15 protein-coding genes and 1 tRNA gene are annotated in these 15849 nt (G+C 57.4%); 9 read left to right on the top strand and 7 right to left on the bottom strand.

Translation table 11 applies throughout. The features are described 5' to 3' along the window. Window positions 1-14 precede the first annotated feature (14 nt). On the top strand, window positions 15-467 hold the full coding sequence (locus OHL20_RS10060) for a DMT family transporter (protein ID WP_263383055.1): 453 nt from the start codon (window positions 15-17) through the stop codon (window positions 465-467). A 237-nt stretch (window positions 468-704) separates the two neighbouring features. Here the strand turns inward: OHL20_RS10060 and OHL20_RS10055 are convergent, their stop codons facing one another. The 3 genes from OHL20_RS10055 to OHL20_RS10045 all read right to left on the bottom strand — a co-directional run bounded on the left by OHL20_RS10055 (window position 705) and on the right by OHL20_RS10045 (window position 2894). Further along, window positions 705-1079: a hypothetical protein gene (locus OHL20_RS10055; protein ID WP_263383054.1), complete on the bottom strand. Its 375-nt coding sequence runs from the start codon at window positions 1077-1079 to the stop codon at window positions 705-707. Window positions 1080-1381: 302 nt separating this feature from the next. Continuing rightward, window positions 1382-2158 (bottom strand): SDR family NAD(P)-dependent oxidoreductase, encoded by a 777-nt coding sequence (locus tag OHL20_RS10050; protein ID WP_263383053.1) that lies wholly within the window; start codon window positions 2156-2158, stop codon window positions 1382-1384. Beyond that, window positions 2151-2894 carry a 3-oxoacyl-ACP reductase family protein gene (locus OHL20_RS10045; protein ID WP_263383052.1) on the bottom strand — a complete coding sequence of 248 codons (744 nt, stop codon included), beginning with the start codon at window positions 2892-2894 and terminating at the stop codon, window positions 2151-2153. The genes OHL20_RS10050 and OHL20_RS10045 overlap by 8 nt, the downstream gene beginning before the upstream one ends. A 129-nt stretch (window positions 2895-3023) precedes the next feature. On the opposite strand from OHL20_RS10045, the gene OHL20_RS10040 reads away from it, so the two are divergent. Continuing rightward, a complete protein-coding gene (locus OHL20_RS10040) occupies window positions 3024-3950 on the top strand; it encodes a LysR family transcriptional regulator (RefSeq protein WP_263383051.1) in 927 nt (308 codons plus the stop codon). A 72-nt stretch (window positions 3951-4022) separates the two neighbouring features. Here the strand turns inward: OHL20_RS10040 and OHL20_RS10035 are convergent, their stop codons facing one another. From OHL20_RS10035 to OHL20_RS10025, 3 genes are all read right to left on the bottom strand, one after another. Continuing rightward, entirely contained in the window at window positions 4023-4718 is a 696-nt protein-coding gene (locus OHL20_RS10035; protein ID WP_263383050.1) for a hypothetical protein, read from the bottom strand. Window positions 4719-4896: 178 nt separating this feature from the next. Further along, complete coding sequence (locus tag OHL20_RS10030; RefSeq protein WP_263383049.1) at window positions 4897-6639, bottom strand: tetratricopeptide repeat protein; 1743 nt, start codon at window positions 6637-6639, stop codon at window positions 4897-4899. Between the two features lie 239 nt (window positions 6640-6878). Then, the gene (locus OHL20_RS10025) at window positions 6879-8339 is read right to left on the bottom strand and encodes a hypothetical protein (RefSeq protein WP_449555757.1); all 1461 of its coding nucleotides are present in this window, start codon (window positions 8337-8339) and stop codon (window positions 6879-6881) included. Window positions 8340-8404: 65 nt separating this feature from the next. On the opposite strand from OHL20_RS10025, the gene OHL20_RS10020 reads away from it, so the two are divergent. From OHL20_RS10020 to OHL20_RS10005, 4 genes are all read left to right on the top strand, one after another. Next, on the top strand, window positions 8405-8650 hold the full coding sequence (locus OHL20_RS10020) for a tyrosine-type recombinase/integrase (protein ID WP_317890983.1): 246 nt from the start codon (window positions 8405-8407) through the stop codon (window positions 8648-8650). Between the two features lie 402 nt (window positions 8651-9052). Further along, the gene (locus OHL20_RS10015; protein WP_317890947.1) at window positions 9053-9922 is read left to right on the top strand and encodes a type IV toxin-antitoxin system AbiEi family antitoxin domain-containing protein; all 870 of its coding nucleotides are present in this window, start codon (window positions 9053-9055) and stop codon (window positions 9920-9922) included. Then, on the top strand, window positions 9912-10823 hold the full coding sequence (locus OHL20_RS10010; RefSeq protein ID WP_263383046.1) for a nucleotidyl transferase AbiEii/AbiGii toxin family protein: 912 nt from the start codon (window positions 9912-9914) through the stop codon (window positions 10821-10823). Before OHL20_RS10015 ends, OHL20_RS10010 begins: the two co-directional genes overlap by 11 nt. Window positions 10824-10835: 12 nt before the next feature. After that, window positions 10836-12047 (top strand): site-specific integrase, encoded by a 1212-nt coding sequence (locus tag OHL20_RS10005; RefSeq protein ID WP_263383045.1) that lies wholly within the window; start codon window positions 10836-10838, stop codon window positions 12045-12047. Window position 12048: 1 nt separating this feature from the next. Here OHL20_RS10005 and OHL20_RS10000 read toward each other — a convergent pair. After that, window positions 12049-12124 (bottom strand) — tRNA-Ala (locus OHL20_RS10000). A gap of 187 nt (window positions 12125-12311) precedes the next feature. Between OHL20_RS10000 and OHL20_RS09995 the strand changes: the two genes are divergently transcribed. From OHL20_RS09995 to OHL20_RS09985, 3 genes are read left to right on the top strand one after another with little or no spacing between them, the layout of a single operon-like run. Then, complete coding sequence (locus OHL20_RS09995; protein WP_263383044.1) at window positions 12312-13013, top strand: sigma-70 family RNA polymerase sigma factor; 702 nt, start codon at window positions 12312-12314, stop codon at window positions 13011-13013. Continuing rightward, window positions 13013-13699 carry an anti-sigma factor family protein gene (locus OHL20_RS09990; RefSeq protein ID WP_263383043.1) on the top strand — a complete coding sequence of 229 codons (687 nt, stop codon included), beginning with the start codon at window positions 13013-13015 and terminating at the stop codon, window positions 13697-13699. Before OHL20_RS09995 ends, OHL20_RS09990 begins: the two co-directional genes overlap by 1 nt. Window positions 13700-13757: 58 nt before the next feature. Next, window positions 13758-15635 (top strand): tetratricopeptide repeat protein, encoded by a 1878-nt coding sequence (locus tag OHL20_RS09985; protein WP_263383042.1) that lies wholly within the window; start codon window positions 13758-13760, stop codon window positions 15633-15635. Window positions 15636-15849 lie beyond the last annotated feature (214 nt).

Raw genomic sequence — 15849 nt, 5'->3', positions numbered from 1 at the left:
TAGAGGAGAGTCTCATGAATGCGAACGCCGGATGGATCATCCCATTCATCATCATCGGAGGTGCGCTCCAGAGTTGCGGGGCGGCCATGAACGGCCAACTCAACAAGCATGTCGTGAACCCGTGGCTTGCGTCCGCCATCTCATTCGCTCTGATTACCTTCTTCTTCGCGGGCGCTTCGTTGATCCATCCGCACCCGCTACCCACCCAGAAAGACCTGGCTGAACTGCCCTGGTGGGCAGTCGTTGGAGGCCTAGTGGGAGCCGTGCAGGTCTACGCCGGCCTTACGCTGGTCAACAGAGTGGGCGCTGGGCCGTTCGTAGGCTTCACCGTCACTGCTGCGCTAATCACCTCGCTGCTCATCGACCATTTCGGCTGGTTCAGGATGCAACCTCACCCACTGAACTCGGGTCGCATCATAGGCGGAATCCTGTTGGTGGGCGGTATCAGTCTCATCGCAAAATTTTGACAAGGCGCTTAAGACGAGGAGCATTCCGCATAACCGCGGCTTCCCTCCCTTGATATCGAATGGGTCACGTTCCGTATGCCTCCTGACAAACGATGAGGTAGAGCAGTACCTAACAACTCAAAGAACGAGGTGGCATGGCGAGAACAGGCCATCGCACGTTTTGAGGCCAGCACACGTCGGAGAGTGACTAGCGATTTAGCACTCGTTCAGAACTATTCCCGCAAGAAGTGCGTAGCTTTATCCGCCAAGAATCAGCGGCACATAGCTTCGGATATCTTCCAGCAATTGTTCGCGCGCGATATCAATCTTGGCGCGAAGCTGCAAACCTTGCAGCAAGTCAACGAGCAAACGGCCTCGCACCCTGGCAGATGGAGTGCGAGTCAGGTGTCCCGCCTTCATCTCCTTTTCGAAACGTTTCGCGAAGAGATCAGCGGTTGTGGTCAGGCCCTTCGCTGTGTAAGAACGGATCTCCGTTACTCGTTCCGACTGTCCAAGCGCAGCGGCGGCCATCATGCAACCGCCGTTAGCCTTCTCTGAAGCGATGTTGACCGTAGCCTCGCAAAAGGCAGTCACGGCTTTGTGTATATCCGCCTCCGCTTGAAATGCGGTCATTCTGGGAGCTCCATACGTGATTGCATATGTATACGCCGTCGTGAAGGTACGAGTGTTTGAGGCAGACCATTCACGCAAGCGCCTTCTACTCTATGGGGTCCCCTTCATATTGTGGGGCTCTCTCATCCTGTTGGGATGCAAGCTCATACAAGTCATTCGCCAATTCGATGAATGGGCCGCGTGACCGCGCGTTGCCATTCGAAGTCTACAGGGCGGTGTGCGTTTCCAGAGCCAAGCAGCCTCGAAATGCGCATTGGCGATGTGTCGTCATCTGGGAAAATACTCGCGTCTCGCTTGAACGGCTATAGCTTCGTGCCGCCATCAACTGGAATACTCGCTCCTGTAATCCAGCGTGCTCCATCAGACGCAAGAAACGCGACAACATCGGCGACATCTTCAGGCTTGCCGATCCGTTTGAGCGCTTGCATTCCAAGCGCGATTTCACGTCCTGCCTCGGTCTTTGTAAAGTTCGACATGTCGGTGTCGATGACACCAGGCGCAACTGCGTTAACGCGGATACCTCCCGGCCCGAGGATCGCAGCCCAGTTCCTCACCAGGGTTTCAAGCGCACCTTTGGTAGACGCGTAGGCAAGTATTGAGGGGTTATCGACTCCGGGTTGGCCAACAACAGAACGGGCACCGATCGAAGTGATCACGGTAACGTTTGAGCCATCACCCAGGATGGGCAGGAGTTGTTGTACCAGCAGGAACGGGCCTCGCACGTTGGTCGCAAAGAGTAGATCGAGGTCTTCGGCTGTATAGTCCGGAATGCGGGCCGCCTTACTGACTCCTGCGTTAAGCACCAGCACATCCAACCGGTCACTGGCGAGGGACCGCACCTGTTGTGCGAGCGAAGCCGGTCCGTCAGGGGTCGCCAGATCGGCGGACACGGCATCTGCCCGCCCTCCTTTAGCCTTGATTTCGGCAACAAGCGACTCTGCTTCTCGGGCCGACCGGCCATAGTGGATCAGAACGTGTGCCCCAGCCTCTGAAAGCGCGACCGCCGTCGCGCGGCCGATCCCTCTCGAAGCACCAGTGACGAGAGCAATCTTCCCTTGAAGTGGCATCGGCTCAGGCATTTGTCCCGCCATCAACTGTGAGATTTGCGCCGGTGATGTATGCCGCTTCAGGGCTGGCGACAAAAGCCACCAGAGCAGCGACCTCATCGACATGACCATACCGGTTCAGTGCTGTTACCGCTTTCTGAGGAGTCGCCCAGTCACCGGAAGCAGGATTGAGATCCGTATCGATCGGGCCTGGCTGCACATTGTTCACCGTAATGCCGCGGCTGCCTACTTCTCTGGACAAGCTTTGCGCAAACATCTTCACAGCGCCCTTGGTCGCAGCATACGCGGCCAGCCCAGGCGTCAAATTTCGTTCGCCAACGCACGAACCGATCATGATGATCCGGCCGTTATCGTTCATGTGTTGCAGCGCTACCTTGGTGGTGACGAACATGCCGCGTATGTTCAGGTTGATGACGTGATCCATCTCTTCTAGCGTTGTGTCCACGAACGGCTTTGGAATGGCCGTGCCCGCGTTATTTACAAGCACATCAAGTTTGCCCAGCGCGGCGACAGCTTTCTCGACAGCGGCTTGCACAGCTTCAGGCTCTGCGGCGTCTGCCTGGATTGCGAGTGCTTTTCCTCCCGCCGCTTCGATTGCCTTAACCACATCCGTTGCCGAGTTGGCGTCCTTAGCATAAGTAATCGCCACTCTGGCTCCATCGGCTGCTAGACGCTTTGCAATGGCTGCACCGATTCCACGCGAACCTCCCGTGACGAGCGCAACCTTTCCCTTGAGTGACTGAGCCATGTGTTTCGTTTCCTTTTGGCGAATTGTTCCCCGAAAAGAGAAGAACTTGCTCAAAACATACTCGCCAATCGAATCCGATAACATTGCTTTGTAAGCTCAGGGGGTATGCTTTTCAGGCAGAGGTGACACGTGGAACTCAGACATCTCCGTTACTTCGTTGCGGTCGCCGAAGCGCGAAGCTTGAAGCTCGCGGCAGAAGAAAAGCTAAATACAACGCAGCCCTCCCTGAGCCGCCAGATTCGTGATCTCGAGGACGAGGTAGGCACCCCGCTTTTCATCCGGGGCGCGAAGGGTGTTGAGCTGACACCTGCAGGTCGGGTATTTCTCGACCACGCACGGGTCATGCTGTCGCAAGCCGAAGCGGCGGTACAGTCGGCTCGGCAGATCGCCTATCCCACGATCCCCTCACTCTCTATGGGCTTCATGATCGGCCATGATACGACCTGGCTCCCGGCAGCCCTTAAGCTCATCCGCGATGAGTTGCCAAATATTCACGTCGTCATTTCTACGCAAAACTCCCCCCAACTCGCCGTCGCTTTACTACACGGAGGCATAGACATCGCCTTTCTCCGTAGAGAAGATGGAACCGATGACATAGTCTTCCGGACCTTGATCGAGGAGCATTTTAAGGTCTTCCTGCCATCGCAACATCCACTTGCCGCCAAAGAGACGATCACCCTTCAGGAGATCGCCTGCGAAAGATTCATCAGTGTTTCCGGAACTGCTCTCAGCATCTCAGGAAAACAACCCGCGTTGCGCCGCACGATTGACAGATTTCTGCATGACAACGGGATCGAGATCAAACCAAGCTACGAAGTGGACAACCTGGGCGGCGTCATGTCCCTCATTGCTTCGACGGGTGGTGTGGCGCTCTTACCGCACTATGCAAAGACTTTTCTTCCCGCTGCTGTGACAACGCGTCCACTTGAATGTGCGGGACCGACAATCGATCTTTCCGTTGGTTATCGCAAGGGAAACAGCTCGTCTATCTTGAAGCTGTTCTTGTCGCGAGTGGATGCACTCACTTCGGAAAGCCCGATACAGGCAGTCGACTAGGACAGCCAAAATGATCAGTGTCAACGTATTGGTCCCAATTGGCGAGAACAGGCCGATGCACATTTTCACCCCCTAAGCTCGCTCACTAAAGCGCATTGCCAATTTAGCGCCAGTCCTGGGAATGTTTCTAACGAAAGGCGCGTTCATCGTTACTAATCGACACAGTCCGCTCGGAGAGCTGATCCGGTTCATGTAGAGTAGCGGGTGCGGTGGCGCCTCTCGACAAGCCTCTAATTTATTTACCGAGTAGTAGAGCTTGAGATACCAAACATCAATACCTTGCGCCCAACTGCCATCCGCGTCCTGTTGGTCGCTTACGGTAAGCCTTTGAGGTTCCGTAGTGGCAAGGCTGCGCTGAAGTGCGTCGATTTTTGTCCGGGTCGCTGTGAGATCAGGCGTAAAGTTCTCTCGCCACCGGATTTCGCGGTACGTATGCAGGGGGATCTGCATATCTTCTCCCGCGGCTTCCCGTCTGCTCATCTCGCGGACAAGAGGCTTCAGCGTCGGATCCAGCAGTTGTAGCCGTTTTGCACGAGCCATCGGGATCTCGGCGAAGTCCCAGTAAAGTTGAGCGCTCTCTTTCAAGCGGTGCGCTCGGGAAGAACCGGCCAGGGCACTCGGTGGCGTTATGATGTGGGCGTGATAGATCGAGGCCGCGATAAACGCCCGTTCAAGCCGCTCGCGCGTGAAAAGCACAGCTAGTGCCAAGAGGACAAGGCTGACCAAAAAGAAGTGATAAAGTTTGAGCCTTTTCACAGCGCCGATCATACGCCCTACACGGATGGGCACTTAGAAATCGGCTTTTCAGAAACATCCAACCCAGACATTTTCAACTGGCGAGATCAGGCCGAGTCACTCATCCAGAACAAGCGGCTCGATGAGTGCATTGGCGATTAGCACTCACTGAGATCACACTGACGAGAAGCGCGTACCACCGGGACTGATCCTAATCTGCGCCGGCAGGTTGGGCTGCGTGGTCTCCTATCCCCAGATGCGAGGCCTTTGGCGCAAAGCTGACCGCATGCTGCAAGTCTTGCCGTTTGCTGTCCACCCCCGCGTGAGTGTTTATTGCAGCCACTGCGTAATATCTCTCCGCTTCCGGCTTATTGCCGACACTTTCTTCCGCCTCGCCTGCACTCAGCAAACCGTTCAGTCGATTCGGGCTCAGCATCAGTGCAGTCTTATACTCCACAATGGCCTGATGCGGTTCGTTCTCGAGCATCAGCAGGTCACCCAGCATCTCCCGCGCGGGGATGTCGACTTCATTCTGACCTGTCAGGTCCTGGCGATCAGCGGCTTTCCGCATGAGCGTAATCGCTTCTTCCCTGCTGCCATCCGCGTAGGCAGACCACGCTGCCATTTCGTTTCGCGGAACGAATGCACCTTCGACCATGTAGGCTCGTGGGCTTTTCTTCATCTCTTCCAGCAGCGTGTCGATCTTCTCCAAAGCTTTGCGTGCCGCTTCTTTATCGCCGGAACGAGCTGCACCAATGCAGTTGGCCCACCACGTCGTGGCCGACTCCATCCCGTTGGACCCGGATTGCGGCTCCAGCTTTCCCGCGCCTTTCCAGTCGTGCAGTTCAAGCGCGAAGATACCGTTCATCTCGTTGGTGAAGTGGCGGCCGCCGGTCTTCATGTCATCCATGCCTGGCATGGCCGCCATGCGTTCGCCGACACCTTGCATGTTCGATGTGAGTAAGCGGGCTTTCTCGTCTTCTCCTACCTGAAGGTAGGCATAGATAAGGAACTCTTCCGCGTGCATCTGATGCGCGCCGCCGGGCTGCCCTTCTGCAATCGCCTTATTGGAAGCGGCCACCGATTTCTCGTTGGAATCGATGTCCTCGGGCCACATGCCGAGACGGGCGAAGATGTGCCCGGGCATGTGCAGGGCATGGGCACTGGAAGGTGCGATTTTGGCGTAGACCTTTGCTGCATCAAGACCTTGCGCTGCGAGCTTCGGCGTATCGCAGGTATGAATGATGTAGTGGGCAAGTCCAGGGTGCTCAGGATGAGTCTGGAAAAGGGGCAGCAGGACGGCGAGTGCGGTGCGCTCCTTGTCGAGCGAGGTGTCGTCGGGGGCTTCGCTGGCAAGCACGGCGAGCGCATAGAAGGCGGCTGCTTCAATGTCGTCGGGGTAGGTCGCGTGAAGAGCCTTCATACTCGCGGCGTAACCGTCGGCCGCCGTCTGGAAGCCGTTGGGTACTGCCACGAAAAAGCCGTTGAGTGCGTCGATGTAGGCCCTTTCGCGGGGTGTCACTTTTTCCGTAACTGCAAGAGATCCCGCCTTGGTCATCGCTTCGGTACCCTGCTTCAATGCCTTCTCATCGGGACGTCCCCAAATCTCCTGGTAGTGCGTCATCGCGACGCCCCAGTAAGCCATGGAGCATTTCGGATCACTCAGGGTGAGTTCGGTGAACTGCTGTTCCGCTTCGGTATAACCAAAGGAATGCAACAGCGCGATGCCACGCTCGAACGGAGCTTGCGTCGTCTTCAGACACGAAATCGGGAAGTGCACCTCTCCCAGCTTGCCCAGCTCCGCGGCGTCGTGGTGGTGATGATGTTCCATTCCGCTCATGCCCGGCATATCCTGAGCAAAACAAGCAAGGGGAAAGAGAGCAACGGCGAGCAGGAGCAGATAATTTGAGCGCATGTGGGGAAGCTTATTCGTCTCGACGCACAACAGCAACATCCCGTGGACTTCCTCCGCCAGCTAATCTTCCAGGCCTGTGCATTCCATGTCATCCCGCAGCGCCATCATCAGTTGAGTGAGCTCAACCGCCGCACACGAATTAGCTAACCCGATTTTTCAGTAACCGCACAACGTGCAGTCTCATCAACCGCCGGCCCGCCTCCGCCCTTCGATTAAGTCAGCTTCTGGAAAGCAAAACTCCCCTGACGTTCTCAAATGACGAAGACAGGCCGATGCACTCATCGAGGTTCTCGCGAAAGGTATGAACGAGGCTGGCCGTGCTGAGTGACAGCCGTTTCCTGCAATCTGCAGGTCTTAGCTGACATGCGATTGACCTTGAAGGCGAACTGCATGTTGCGTGGCTCGCCCGCTCCCAGGCCAGGGGCCGAGGAGGAGTTACGCGTTGCAGACAGAACACCGAAGGCCGATGACGTGAGCGTACCGCTGGGGTTGGCAAAGTTCGACTGGTTGGCGACGTTGAAGATCTCGGCACGAAGTTCCGTGCTGATACGCTCCGTGATCGGTGTGCGCTTGAAGAACGACATGTCGACATCGCCGAAGCCGGGACCCTCGATGCTGTCGCGACGCTCGTTGCCGAAGGTACCGGCTGGAGCAGCGGTCCATGCCGCCTTATTCAGGTAAGAGTACGAACGCGAGGTAGCAGTCGACGTGGTGACGCGAGTCACATAAGGGAGCACGCCTCCGGTGCGGTTCGGACGATCACGGCTGGCCTCGCCCGATCCACTGGTGTTGGTCCCGGCAAGGATATTGACCGGTGTACCACCTGCGAACGAGTAGAGCGCGTTTACCTGGTAGCCCTGCGTCAGGCGAGGAGCGCGGCTTGTGAAGTGCGGAACAGCGTAGCTGGCGAAGCCAGACACATTGTTGCGCACGTCGAAGGTCGACAGGCCCCAGTCCTGGCGAAGGTTTAGGCTGTTCATAGGCGTGGTGGCGCTTGACGAATCATCCATCGACTTGGACCACGTGTAATACACCGTAGCCGAAAGACCATGCCACTGTGCCTGCTTCAGCGAGAACTGCAGCGAGTTGTAGTTCGAGGTAGCTCCGCTGTTCACTTGGTTGATGGCCGTCAGGTAGGGATACTGTGCGGCGTACGGTCGAACTCGGGCTGCTGCGTTCGTTGTAACCGGGATCTGGTTCAGATCGGCGACGTACGCCAGACGGCGACCACCACTGCCCACATACGCAACGGTCAGGAGAGTGTTCGGCGCTAGCTGCTGCTCGACGTTCACGTTGTAGTTCTGCATGTACGCAGCACGGTAGTTGGGGTTGATGGCAAGAATGCCCAGCGACGTGGTGGGCTGACCATTCGCTCCAAAGCTCACGCCGGCCGGGAAGGTCGAGGTGCCGAGGGTATAGGTGCTGCTGGAGACGTTGATGGCAGCATTCGCATCACCTGGGCTGCCGAAGATGCCGGCGCTGGCACCATTACCGACGCTGTTGTAAACAAACTGGCCTACCGTAGGCTGATCGTAGAACCAGCCGTAGGCGCCGCGAATGACAGTTGCCGTGGAGTTATTGAACGGCGTAAAGGCAAAGCCGACGCGTGGTGCGACATTGCCCAGGTTCTTGTCATACAGCGGAGCCTTGAAGTAGCCGCGCTGTGGCGTGAAGTTGTAGATCGAGTTGCGATCATCGTTTACAGTGCCAGGGTAGCTCCAACGCACGCCATAGTTCAGCGTGAGACGGTTGCTGACCTTGTAGTCGTCTCCAGCGTAAACATCGAACGCTCGAACGTGCTGGGATCACAGGCAAGATCATCGGCTGGCACAAACTGCGGCATACGCTCGGATCCCTGGTACGAGTTCTCGGGACGGATATAAAAGTGGCCCAGGAGTTGCTGCGGCATGCGAATAGTCGCACCACGCGTGAGACATACACTCACGCCGTCTCGCAGACGAAGCGAGACGCCAACACGAAGCTGGTTGAACTACTGCTTCCGGGAAGGGTGTTAAAGTCTCAACACCCTTTTGCACCTTTGCCCCTCTAAAAAGAAGAGGTCTGAGTTTGGAAGTTGTTCATTTTGATGGGGTTGTTTGGTGGACCTGATCGGGATCAAACCGATGACCTCTTCCATGCCATGATGTGGGTCGGAACCTAAGCTATTGACGATACAGTGGTTATGAGTTGGTTAAACCGGTAAAACCAGCATTTTGGCAGCATTTGCTGCCAAAATGCTGCCAAATTCATCATCGGGTAATCGGGCTGATCCGTGGGCGGACAGCCCGATTGATTGTGTCAACAGTCTTGCCGAGGTAGTTGGCTTAGGACTGTAGATCGCCCATTCCAGCTAGATGGCTTTGGGAGGTTGGGTTTGCTGTATGGCCCCTTGTGTGCGTTCATGGCGCACAATCATGGGATCTTGTGAACTTGACATGGGGTTTATGCATGTATGAATATGTGCGTCATGGACGCACAAAGATCATCTCGACTAAACCACCTACTCCTGAGTCTGCCGGAGGGCTTTTTGGCGGATAGCGCCTGGCTCCAAACCCAGGGGATATCCCGCTCATCGATACGAGACTATGTGGACCGGGGTTGGCTCGAAAGAATAGGTCCCCGCGTTTACCGGCGGCCAAGCCAACTTACCAAGGCCTCGCTGCGATGGGATGTTGTTGTGCTCTCCCTCCAGCAGGTCATGCACAAGCCACTTCACGTCGGCGGACGAACGGCAGTCGAACTGTCTGGCTATGCTCATTACATCGAAGCTGGCGACACTTCGCGAGTTTACTTGTACGGGTCGGGGCTTCCATCCTGGCTTGCCAAGCTCCCGATATCCGCTCAGTTTGAAACCCGCTCTTTTGGACTGTTTGCAAACTCCAATAGCGGCGTTGAAGCGAAGCGTTACGATCTGCGTTCCGGCGAAGCATCAGGATCGCTAAAGGATGCGGAATCCACGAGCCCCTGGGAATGGTCGCTGACCATGTCAGCTCCCGAACGAGCAATCCTGGAGACGATCGATGAACTCCCGCATCACGAGAGCTTTCATCAAGTCGATGTCGTCATGGAAGGTCTGGCCAATCTCCGTCCTCAACTGCTGGGGAAGCTCCTGCGGGAATGCAAGAGTGTAAAGGTAAAGCGGCTCTTCCTCTGGTACGCAGACAGACATGGACATGCCTGGTTCAAACATCTGGATCTGTCTGCCGTCGATCTCGGGAAAGGAAAGCGTCAACTGGTTCCCCAAGGCCACTTCGACTCGCGCTATCAGATCACGCTTCCAATGGAACTATTTCACCCTGGAGGCAGCAACGATGGCCAGTGAGGTTTTCAAGGCACAAGTAGCCTTACTCGTCCGTGTATTGCCCTATGTGGCGACCGAGACTTGCTTTGCTCTCAAGGGCGGAACAGCAATCAATCTTTTCGTTCGCGACATGCCTCGCCTTTCGGTGGACATCGACCTGGTTTATCTGTCGATTGAGGACCGAGAGACATCGCTTATCGGGATACGATCTGCCCTGGGCCGTATTGCCCAGAAGATTCGTAAAGCGATCCCAGATGGCGTCGTCACCGACAGCGCTAACGCGGACGGCACCCTCGTCCTTGTTCGTCAAAGAAACGCCCAAATCAAGATTGAAGTCACTCCCGTACTTCGGGGCACTGTTCATCCCACGGAGTTGAAAACAGTCCGGCCCATCGTAGAGGAGCAATTCGGCTTCGCTGAAATCCAAGTCGTTTCGTTTGCCGATCTCTATGCAGGGAAACTGGTAGCTGCACTCGACCGCCAGCATCCTCGGGATCTATTCGATGTTCGACATCTGCTTGCCAATGAAGGGATCGACAAAACTCTCTACCAGACATTTCTCGCATACATTCTGAGCCACAATCGTCCAGTGCACGAACTCCTGCAACCCCGATTGAAGGACATAAGGCAAGCCTTCGAGAGAGAATTTGTCGGAATGACGGTTAGCGATACCTCCTTGGAGATGCTCCTCGCAACCCGAGAGCAATTGGTTGCGGAGATTAGCTCCCGCCTGGATGAAACATCTAAGCTCTTTCTTAAGTCCTTTCATACATTCAGGCCGGACTGGAACCTCATCGGGTCACCGGCCATTCGTAATCTTCCGGCGATTCGATGGAAGCTTATGAATTTGGAACGGTTACAAACTGAGAATCCGGGGAAGTATCAAACCCTGCTTCGTGAGCTTGACGCAGTATTGTCTTGAACTGACTCCGTCGTGAAGCTGGGAAAACAGCCACTCAACGGTGACAAGTCCATGGTCAATGGAGCTGTCACCTTCGGATGGTTCGTACTCCACCGCTACTTGCCGCTGAAAGAGGCGGACTGGCGCGATGAAACTGCCAAAGTAAAGAAGCACCTCATCCAGGCTGATCTCGTTGACGAGTTCGGGGATGTGCGGCTGGAGAACTTCGACAAGTTCACGCTTCAGACTCACCTCAACAAGCTAGCCAAGACGCGGTCGAGAGACAGGGTCTTGCAGATTCGGGCATACATCAAGGCGATCTTCGCTGAAGCGGTTGACCAGGACTTTCTCCCGAAAGACCCTGCGCGCACGCTGAAGACTCCCGCGAACCTGCGGGAGACGGACAAGACGGTGCTGAGTTGGGAACAACTCGCAGCGGCCTTGGCCAGGCTCGGCCTGCGCGACCGGATTCTGCTCAAGCTCGATATGACGAATGCACTTCGGCCGAGCGAGTTGTTTGCGTTCCGGTGGAAGTGTCATCGCGTTGAAGCGGTTTCGCTTACCATTGTGGAGACGGTCTACAAGGGGAAGATTCGGTCCTACGGAAAGACGAAAGGTAGTCTCACCGAAGTACCGATTGCGAAGGACCTCTCCGACGATCTCGTCGCCTGGCGGGAAGTCAGCCAAGAGCAGTACGACAAGAAAAAGAAGAAACATGGCCCGCCGCCATCGGATGAGGAAGCGTTTCTGTTTCCGAATCGGGACGGCTCCTTCATGGACCCGAGCAACTACCGCAAGCGGGTCCTGCACAAACTGGCAACCGAGCTCGGTCTACCGAAGCTCACGTTCCAGGTCATCCGACGCACGATCGCAACGCTGGCCCAGAAGAAGGGCACAGTGAAGGACGTGCAGGGGATGATGCGGCACTCGCATGTGGCGACGACGACCGACGTCTATGCAGGAGATGCCGGAGGGCGTTCGCGCCATTGTGGACTCCATTCACCGGGAGCTGCAGGGCACGATGAAGAAGCTGGGGGCGAAGGGCAAGATGCGACCGCCAGCCATTCCCGAATCTGTGGCGGTGGTGCATTGATGGATAGAAATTTTGAGAGAAAGTCAGCCGAAGCGTGGCGCTTCAGAGAGGAGATGGAAACGACTGACATGGCTTGGCTGCACGGCAATTTGAAATTTGCTGCCATTTGCTGCCAAACGTTTGGGAGGGGTTCCGCTAAGTTGTTGAAGTAATTGGTGGACCTGATCGGGATCGAACCGATGACCTCTTCCATGCCATGGAAGCGCGCTCCCAGCTGCGCCACAGGCCCACTCGTGCGGAAGGACTGATTCTATTTTGGCCGACACAACGATATTCGTCAAACTTATGGGAACTAATCGCCCCATCATCGGTGTCTAAGTAGGTAGAGTGAGCGAGCACTCGGCCGCCGGCGGCGCACTTTCTTGCAGCACAGTTGCACACACAGTCACGAAATCGTAATGTAGAGGGCACCCGATATGCAGGCGGGCATCATCATGAATCTGGCTGGCACGATCGAACTCCGATCGGAAGACGCGACCCTCGTTGCCGACCTCAAGGCCGGATCCGAGAATGCGTTCGCCCTGCTCATCGCCCAGTACCATCAGCCCCTTTACTCCCTTATCGCCCGCAGTATTCAGGATCCCGCAGACGCTGCCGACATCACGCAGGAAGTCTTCATCAAGGTCTTCCGCAACATCCGCGGCTTCCACGGCGAATCCAGCCTCCGCACCTGGCTCTACCGCATTGCCCTCCACGAAGCCTCAAACCAGCGCCGCTGGTGGTCCCGCCACAAGCGTCAGGAGCTCACCATCGACTCCTCCGCCACCGAGCCCGACGACGATGGGGACATTCCCCTCCTCTCCGCCACACTCGCCGACCGGCGCGAATCCCCCTACGATCACGCCGTCCAGACCCAGGTCCGCCAGCGTGTCGAAGCCGCCCTGCAGCAGCTTCCTGAGGCCTACCGCACCGTGGTCATCCTGCGCGAGATCGAAGGATTCGCTTACGAGGAGATCGCCGAAATCCTCGACGTCAATCTCGGCACCGTCAAGTCTCGCCTCACCCGTGGCCGTGCCGCACTCCGCACCGTCCTGATCGACGCAGAGGCCGCAGAAGCAAACGGCCGCCGCGCCGCCACCGCGCACGCCGTCGCGCTGTCCTCCACAGGGAGCGTTTGATGACTCCACCTTCGACCTGCGAATTTACCCAGGCCTCGTTCTCTGCTTACCTTGATGGTGCCGTCAACGGAGCCGACATGCAGCAGATCGCCTCTCATCTCGACTCCTGCTCTGACTGCGCCCGTGAATTCACCGCCTGGCGCTCCATGCAGGACACCCTTTCCATGCTCCGCACGGCCAAAGCGCCCCAGGACCTCGGCCTCAAGCTCCGCCTCGCCATCTCCCGCGAGAAGTCAAAGCGCATGTCCAGCGTCTTCGACACCATCAGCTTGTATTGGGACAACACTGCCCGCCCCATGCTCGTCCAGGTCTCCGCAGGCTTTGCCATGGCCGTCGTGCTGCTCGGTGCCATCGTCTTCCTCTGCGGCTCGGTCGCGGTTCCATCCGCAGTTCGAGCCGACGATGAGCCCCTCGGCGCCATGACTGCACCTCATTATCTCTACTCGACAGATGAACCCCGTCCTATTCTGACCGCCCACGACACCACCATCGTCGTCGAAGCGCGGATCAATTCCCAGGGTCGGGTCTACGATTACACCATCATCTCCGACCCTCAATCTCCCGCCGTCCGCGCCCAGATCGAGGATCAACTTCTCCTCAGTGTCTTTCAGCCAGCCAGCGTCTTCGGCACCCCCGTGCGCAGCCACATGCTTCTCACCTACGACGGTGTCTCCGTCCACGGCTAAGCTCCCTTGCTAGTTGCTCTGCGGCTCCCATAAGCTAGAAGCGAGCGTCGAATCTATCGTGGTCCTATCCCCTACTACCGTTCTCTCCCGCAGACTCCTCGTCACCAGCCTCGGCACTCTCCTCACCCTTGCCGCCGCCGGCCAGACCCCCTCACAGACGCAGAGTTCCGGCAGTAGCAGCTCCAGCGAGCAGCCCGCTCCGACGCAGAGCACCTCAACCTCGCGTGTAGCCCGCATCGCGCAACCCGAGGCTGGCGGCTCCGCGATCACCCTCGAGACCAGCGAGCCCCTCTTCGACATCGCCGTCGGCCTCAACGCCTGCGGCTATGACACCGATCTGGCCGCCTCCAATCCCGTGCGGCTCGAGATTCGGCAGGAAGTGAACGACGCCCTCACCGGTTCGGCCCCCGCCCGCGATAGTCGGGACGCCCTCTGCGCCTACATTCGCCAACACACCCTGAACGATGCCGGTCTTAATCTTGCCCAGTACGTCTCGCTCGCCCTCTACGTCACGCCGAACCCGGAACTGACCCCCTCCGTACCCGAGACAGACCTGCCGCCCGATTCCACCCAGGTCGTCAACATTCTTCCGCTCCTCAGAACCTTCAGTGAGACCGTCCACCTGCACGCCCTCTGGATCGAGCATCGACCTCAGTACGAGGCGCTTGTCACCCAGATCCACGATCCCCTGACGCGCATGATTCTGGATACCAACATCTATCTCGGTCTTCCCGTCAGCAGCTACGACGGTCGCCGCTTCCTCGTCCTGCTTGAGCCGATGCTGGCCCCGTCCGCGACCAACGCTCGCATCTACTCGAACGACTCCATCGTCGTCACATCACCGATCGCAAGCTCAGCCGCAAACGGAAAAGCCACCGTGCGCATGGACCAGATCCGCCATACCTATCTGCACTACGAGGTAGAGCCGCTCGTCTACGCCCGCGCCGCCTCTATGGACAGGCTCCTTCCCCTCCTCAAGCCCGTCCAGATTGAGGATTCCCCGCTCGACTTCGCCCACCGCTCTGACATCGTTGCCCTCCTCACCGAGTGCCTCATCAAGGCAGTCGAAGCGCGAACCATGGACGTCGGTATTCCGAAGCCAGTGAAACCCAACGCCGTCAAAACGCGGACTGACATGGAACACTACGACGCCGAGATGGTCGTCTACGATCGGCAGGCCGAGGGCACCCGACGCAAACTCGTCGAGCGCAATGTCCGCCAGGGATGGGTCCTCGTCGACTACTTCTACGACAGGCTCGGCATCATGGAGAAGGACAACGTCAGCCTCAAGGAGTACATCGGTGAAATGGTCTACGGCATGGACGTGGACCGGCAGCGCCATCACGAGGAGCAGATCACCTTCTTCCCACCCGGTAGCCGCGATCTCCTCGATGGTCACGATGTCGTTCGCCGCGTCCCTCAGCAGCCCGTTGGTCTCCGTCTCGCCGAGTTGAAGATGATGCAGGGCGATACCGCCACCGCCCACGAACTTGCTGAAAAAGCTCTGGCCGACCCGACAGGCGATCACCCTCGCGCCCACTATCTCCTCGCCCGTCTCGACCTCATGGACCGTCAGCCCGACGAGGCCATCTCCCACTTCTCGGAGGCTCTCAAGACCTCGAAGGACCCTCGCACGCTGGCCTGGTCTCACATCTATCTTGGCCGCCTCTACGATATCCAGTCGAACCGTCCCAAGGCACTCGACGAGTACAAGGCCGCCCTGTCCACCCGCGACAGCCTTCCAGACACCAAGACCGCAGCCGAAGTCGGCCTCAAACAGCCCTTCGCTCTCCCCCAGCGCGAGGCGATGCGCAACGGCACCACCGGCAAACCTGCCGATAAGGATGATAAGGACGACGCGCCGTTCGACCCCTCAGGCAAGGCCGAAAAAGAAGCCTACAAGCCACCGGTGCCGCCGGTCACACCGCACCCCTAGCCTCCAAACCGCTCCTCACAAACTTGACAACTTCGACCTCCGCAAGCCCTCCTTGTTCCCGCAATTGCGACGCACCCTGCACTGAACTACGTTGAGGTACCCCTCTAACTCCCTTGTTTTGAAGACTTTCGTACTTAGGTAGGGGGGAGGGGGGTACCCCTCGCAGAAGCGTTCCAGACCACCCAAAAGAGCATTCGATACAGTAGAGTGCAGG

Source organism: Granulicella arctica (genome assembly GCF_025685605.1).
Taxonomy (GTDB): Bacteria; Acidobacteriota; Terriglobia; order Terriglobales; family Acidobacteriaceae; genus Edaphobacter; species Edaphobacter arcticus.
This window is presented reverse-complemented; position numbering and strand designations above follow the sequence as displayed.

What these genes read in the sequence shown, in the direction of transcription:
- OHL20_RS10060 (WP_263383055.1), top strand. Translation starts at nt 15, where the DNA reads ATGAATGCGAACGCCGGATGGATCATCCCATTCATCATCATCGGAGGT.
- OHL20_RS10055 (WP_263383054.1), bottom strand. Translation starts at nt 1,079, where the DNA reads ATGACCGCATTTCAAGCGGAGGCGGATATACACAAAGCCGTGACTGCC.
- OHL20_RS10050 (WP_263383053.1), bottom strand. Translation starts at nt 2,158, where the DNA reads ATGCCTGAGCCGATGCCACTTCAAGGGAAGATTGCTCTCGTCACTGGT.
- OHL20_RS10045 (WP_263383052.1), bottom strand. Translation starts at nt 2,894, where the DNA reads ATGGCTCAGTCACTCAAGGGAAAGGTTGCGCTCGTCACGGGAGGTTCG.
- OHL20_RS10035 (WP_263383050.1), bottom strand. Translation starts at nt 4,718, where the DNA reads ATGATCGGCGCTGTGAAAAGGCTCAAACTTTATCACTTCTTTTTGGTC.
- OHL20_RS10030 (WP_263383049.1), bottom strand. Translation starts at nt 6,639, where the DNA reads ATGTTGCTGTTGTGCGTCGAGACGAATAAGCTTCCCCACATGCGCTCA.
- OHL20_RS10015 (WP_317890947.1), top strand. Translation starts at nt 9,053, where the DNA reads ATGAATATGTGCGTCATGGACGCACAAAGATCATCTCGACTAAACCAC.
- OHL20_RS10010 (WP_263383046.1), top strand. Translation starts at nt 9,912, where the DNA reads ATGGCCAGTGAGGTTTTCAAGGCACAAGTAGCCTTACTCGTCCGTGTA.
- OHL20_RS09995 (WP_263383044.1), top strand. Translation starts at nt 12,312, where the DNA reads ATGCAGGCGGGCATCATCATGAATCTGGCTGGCACGATCGAACTCCGA.
- OHL20_RS09990 (WP_263383043.1), top strand. Translation starts at nt 13,013, where the DNA reads ATGACTCCACCTTCGACCTGCGAATTTACCCAGGCCTCGTTCTCTGCT.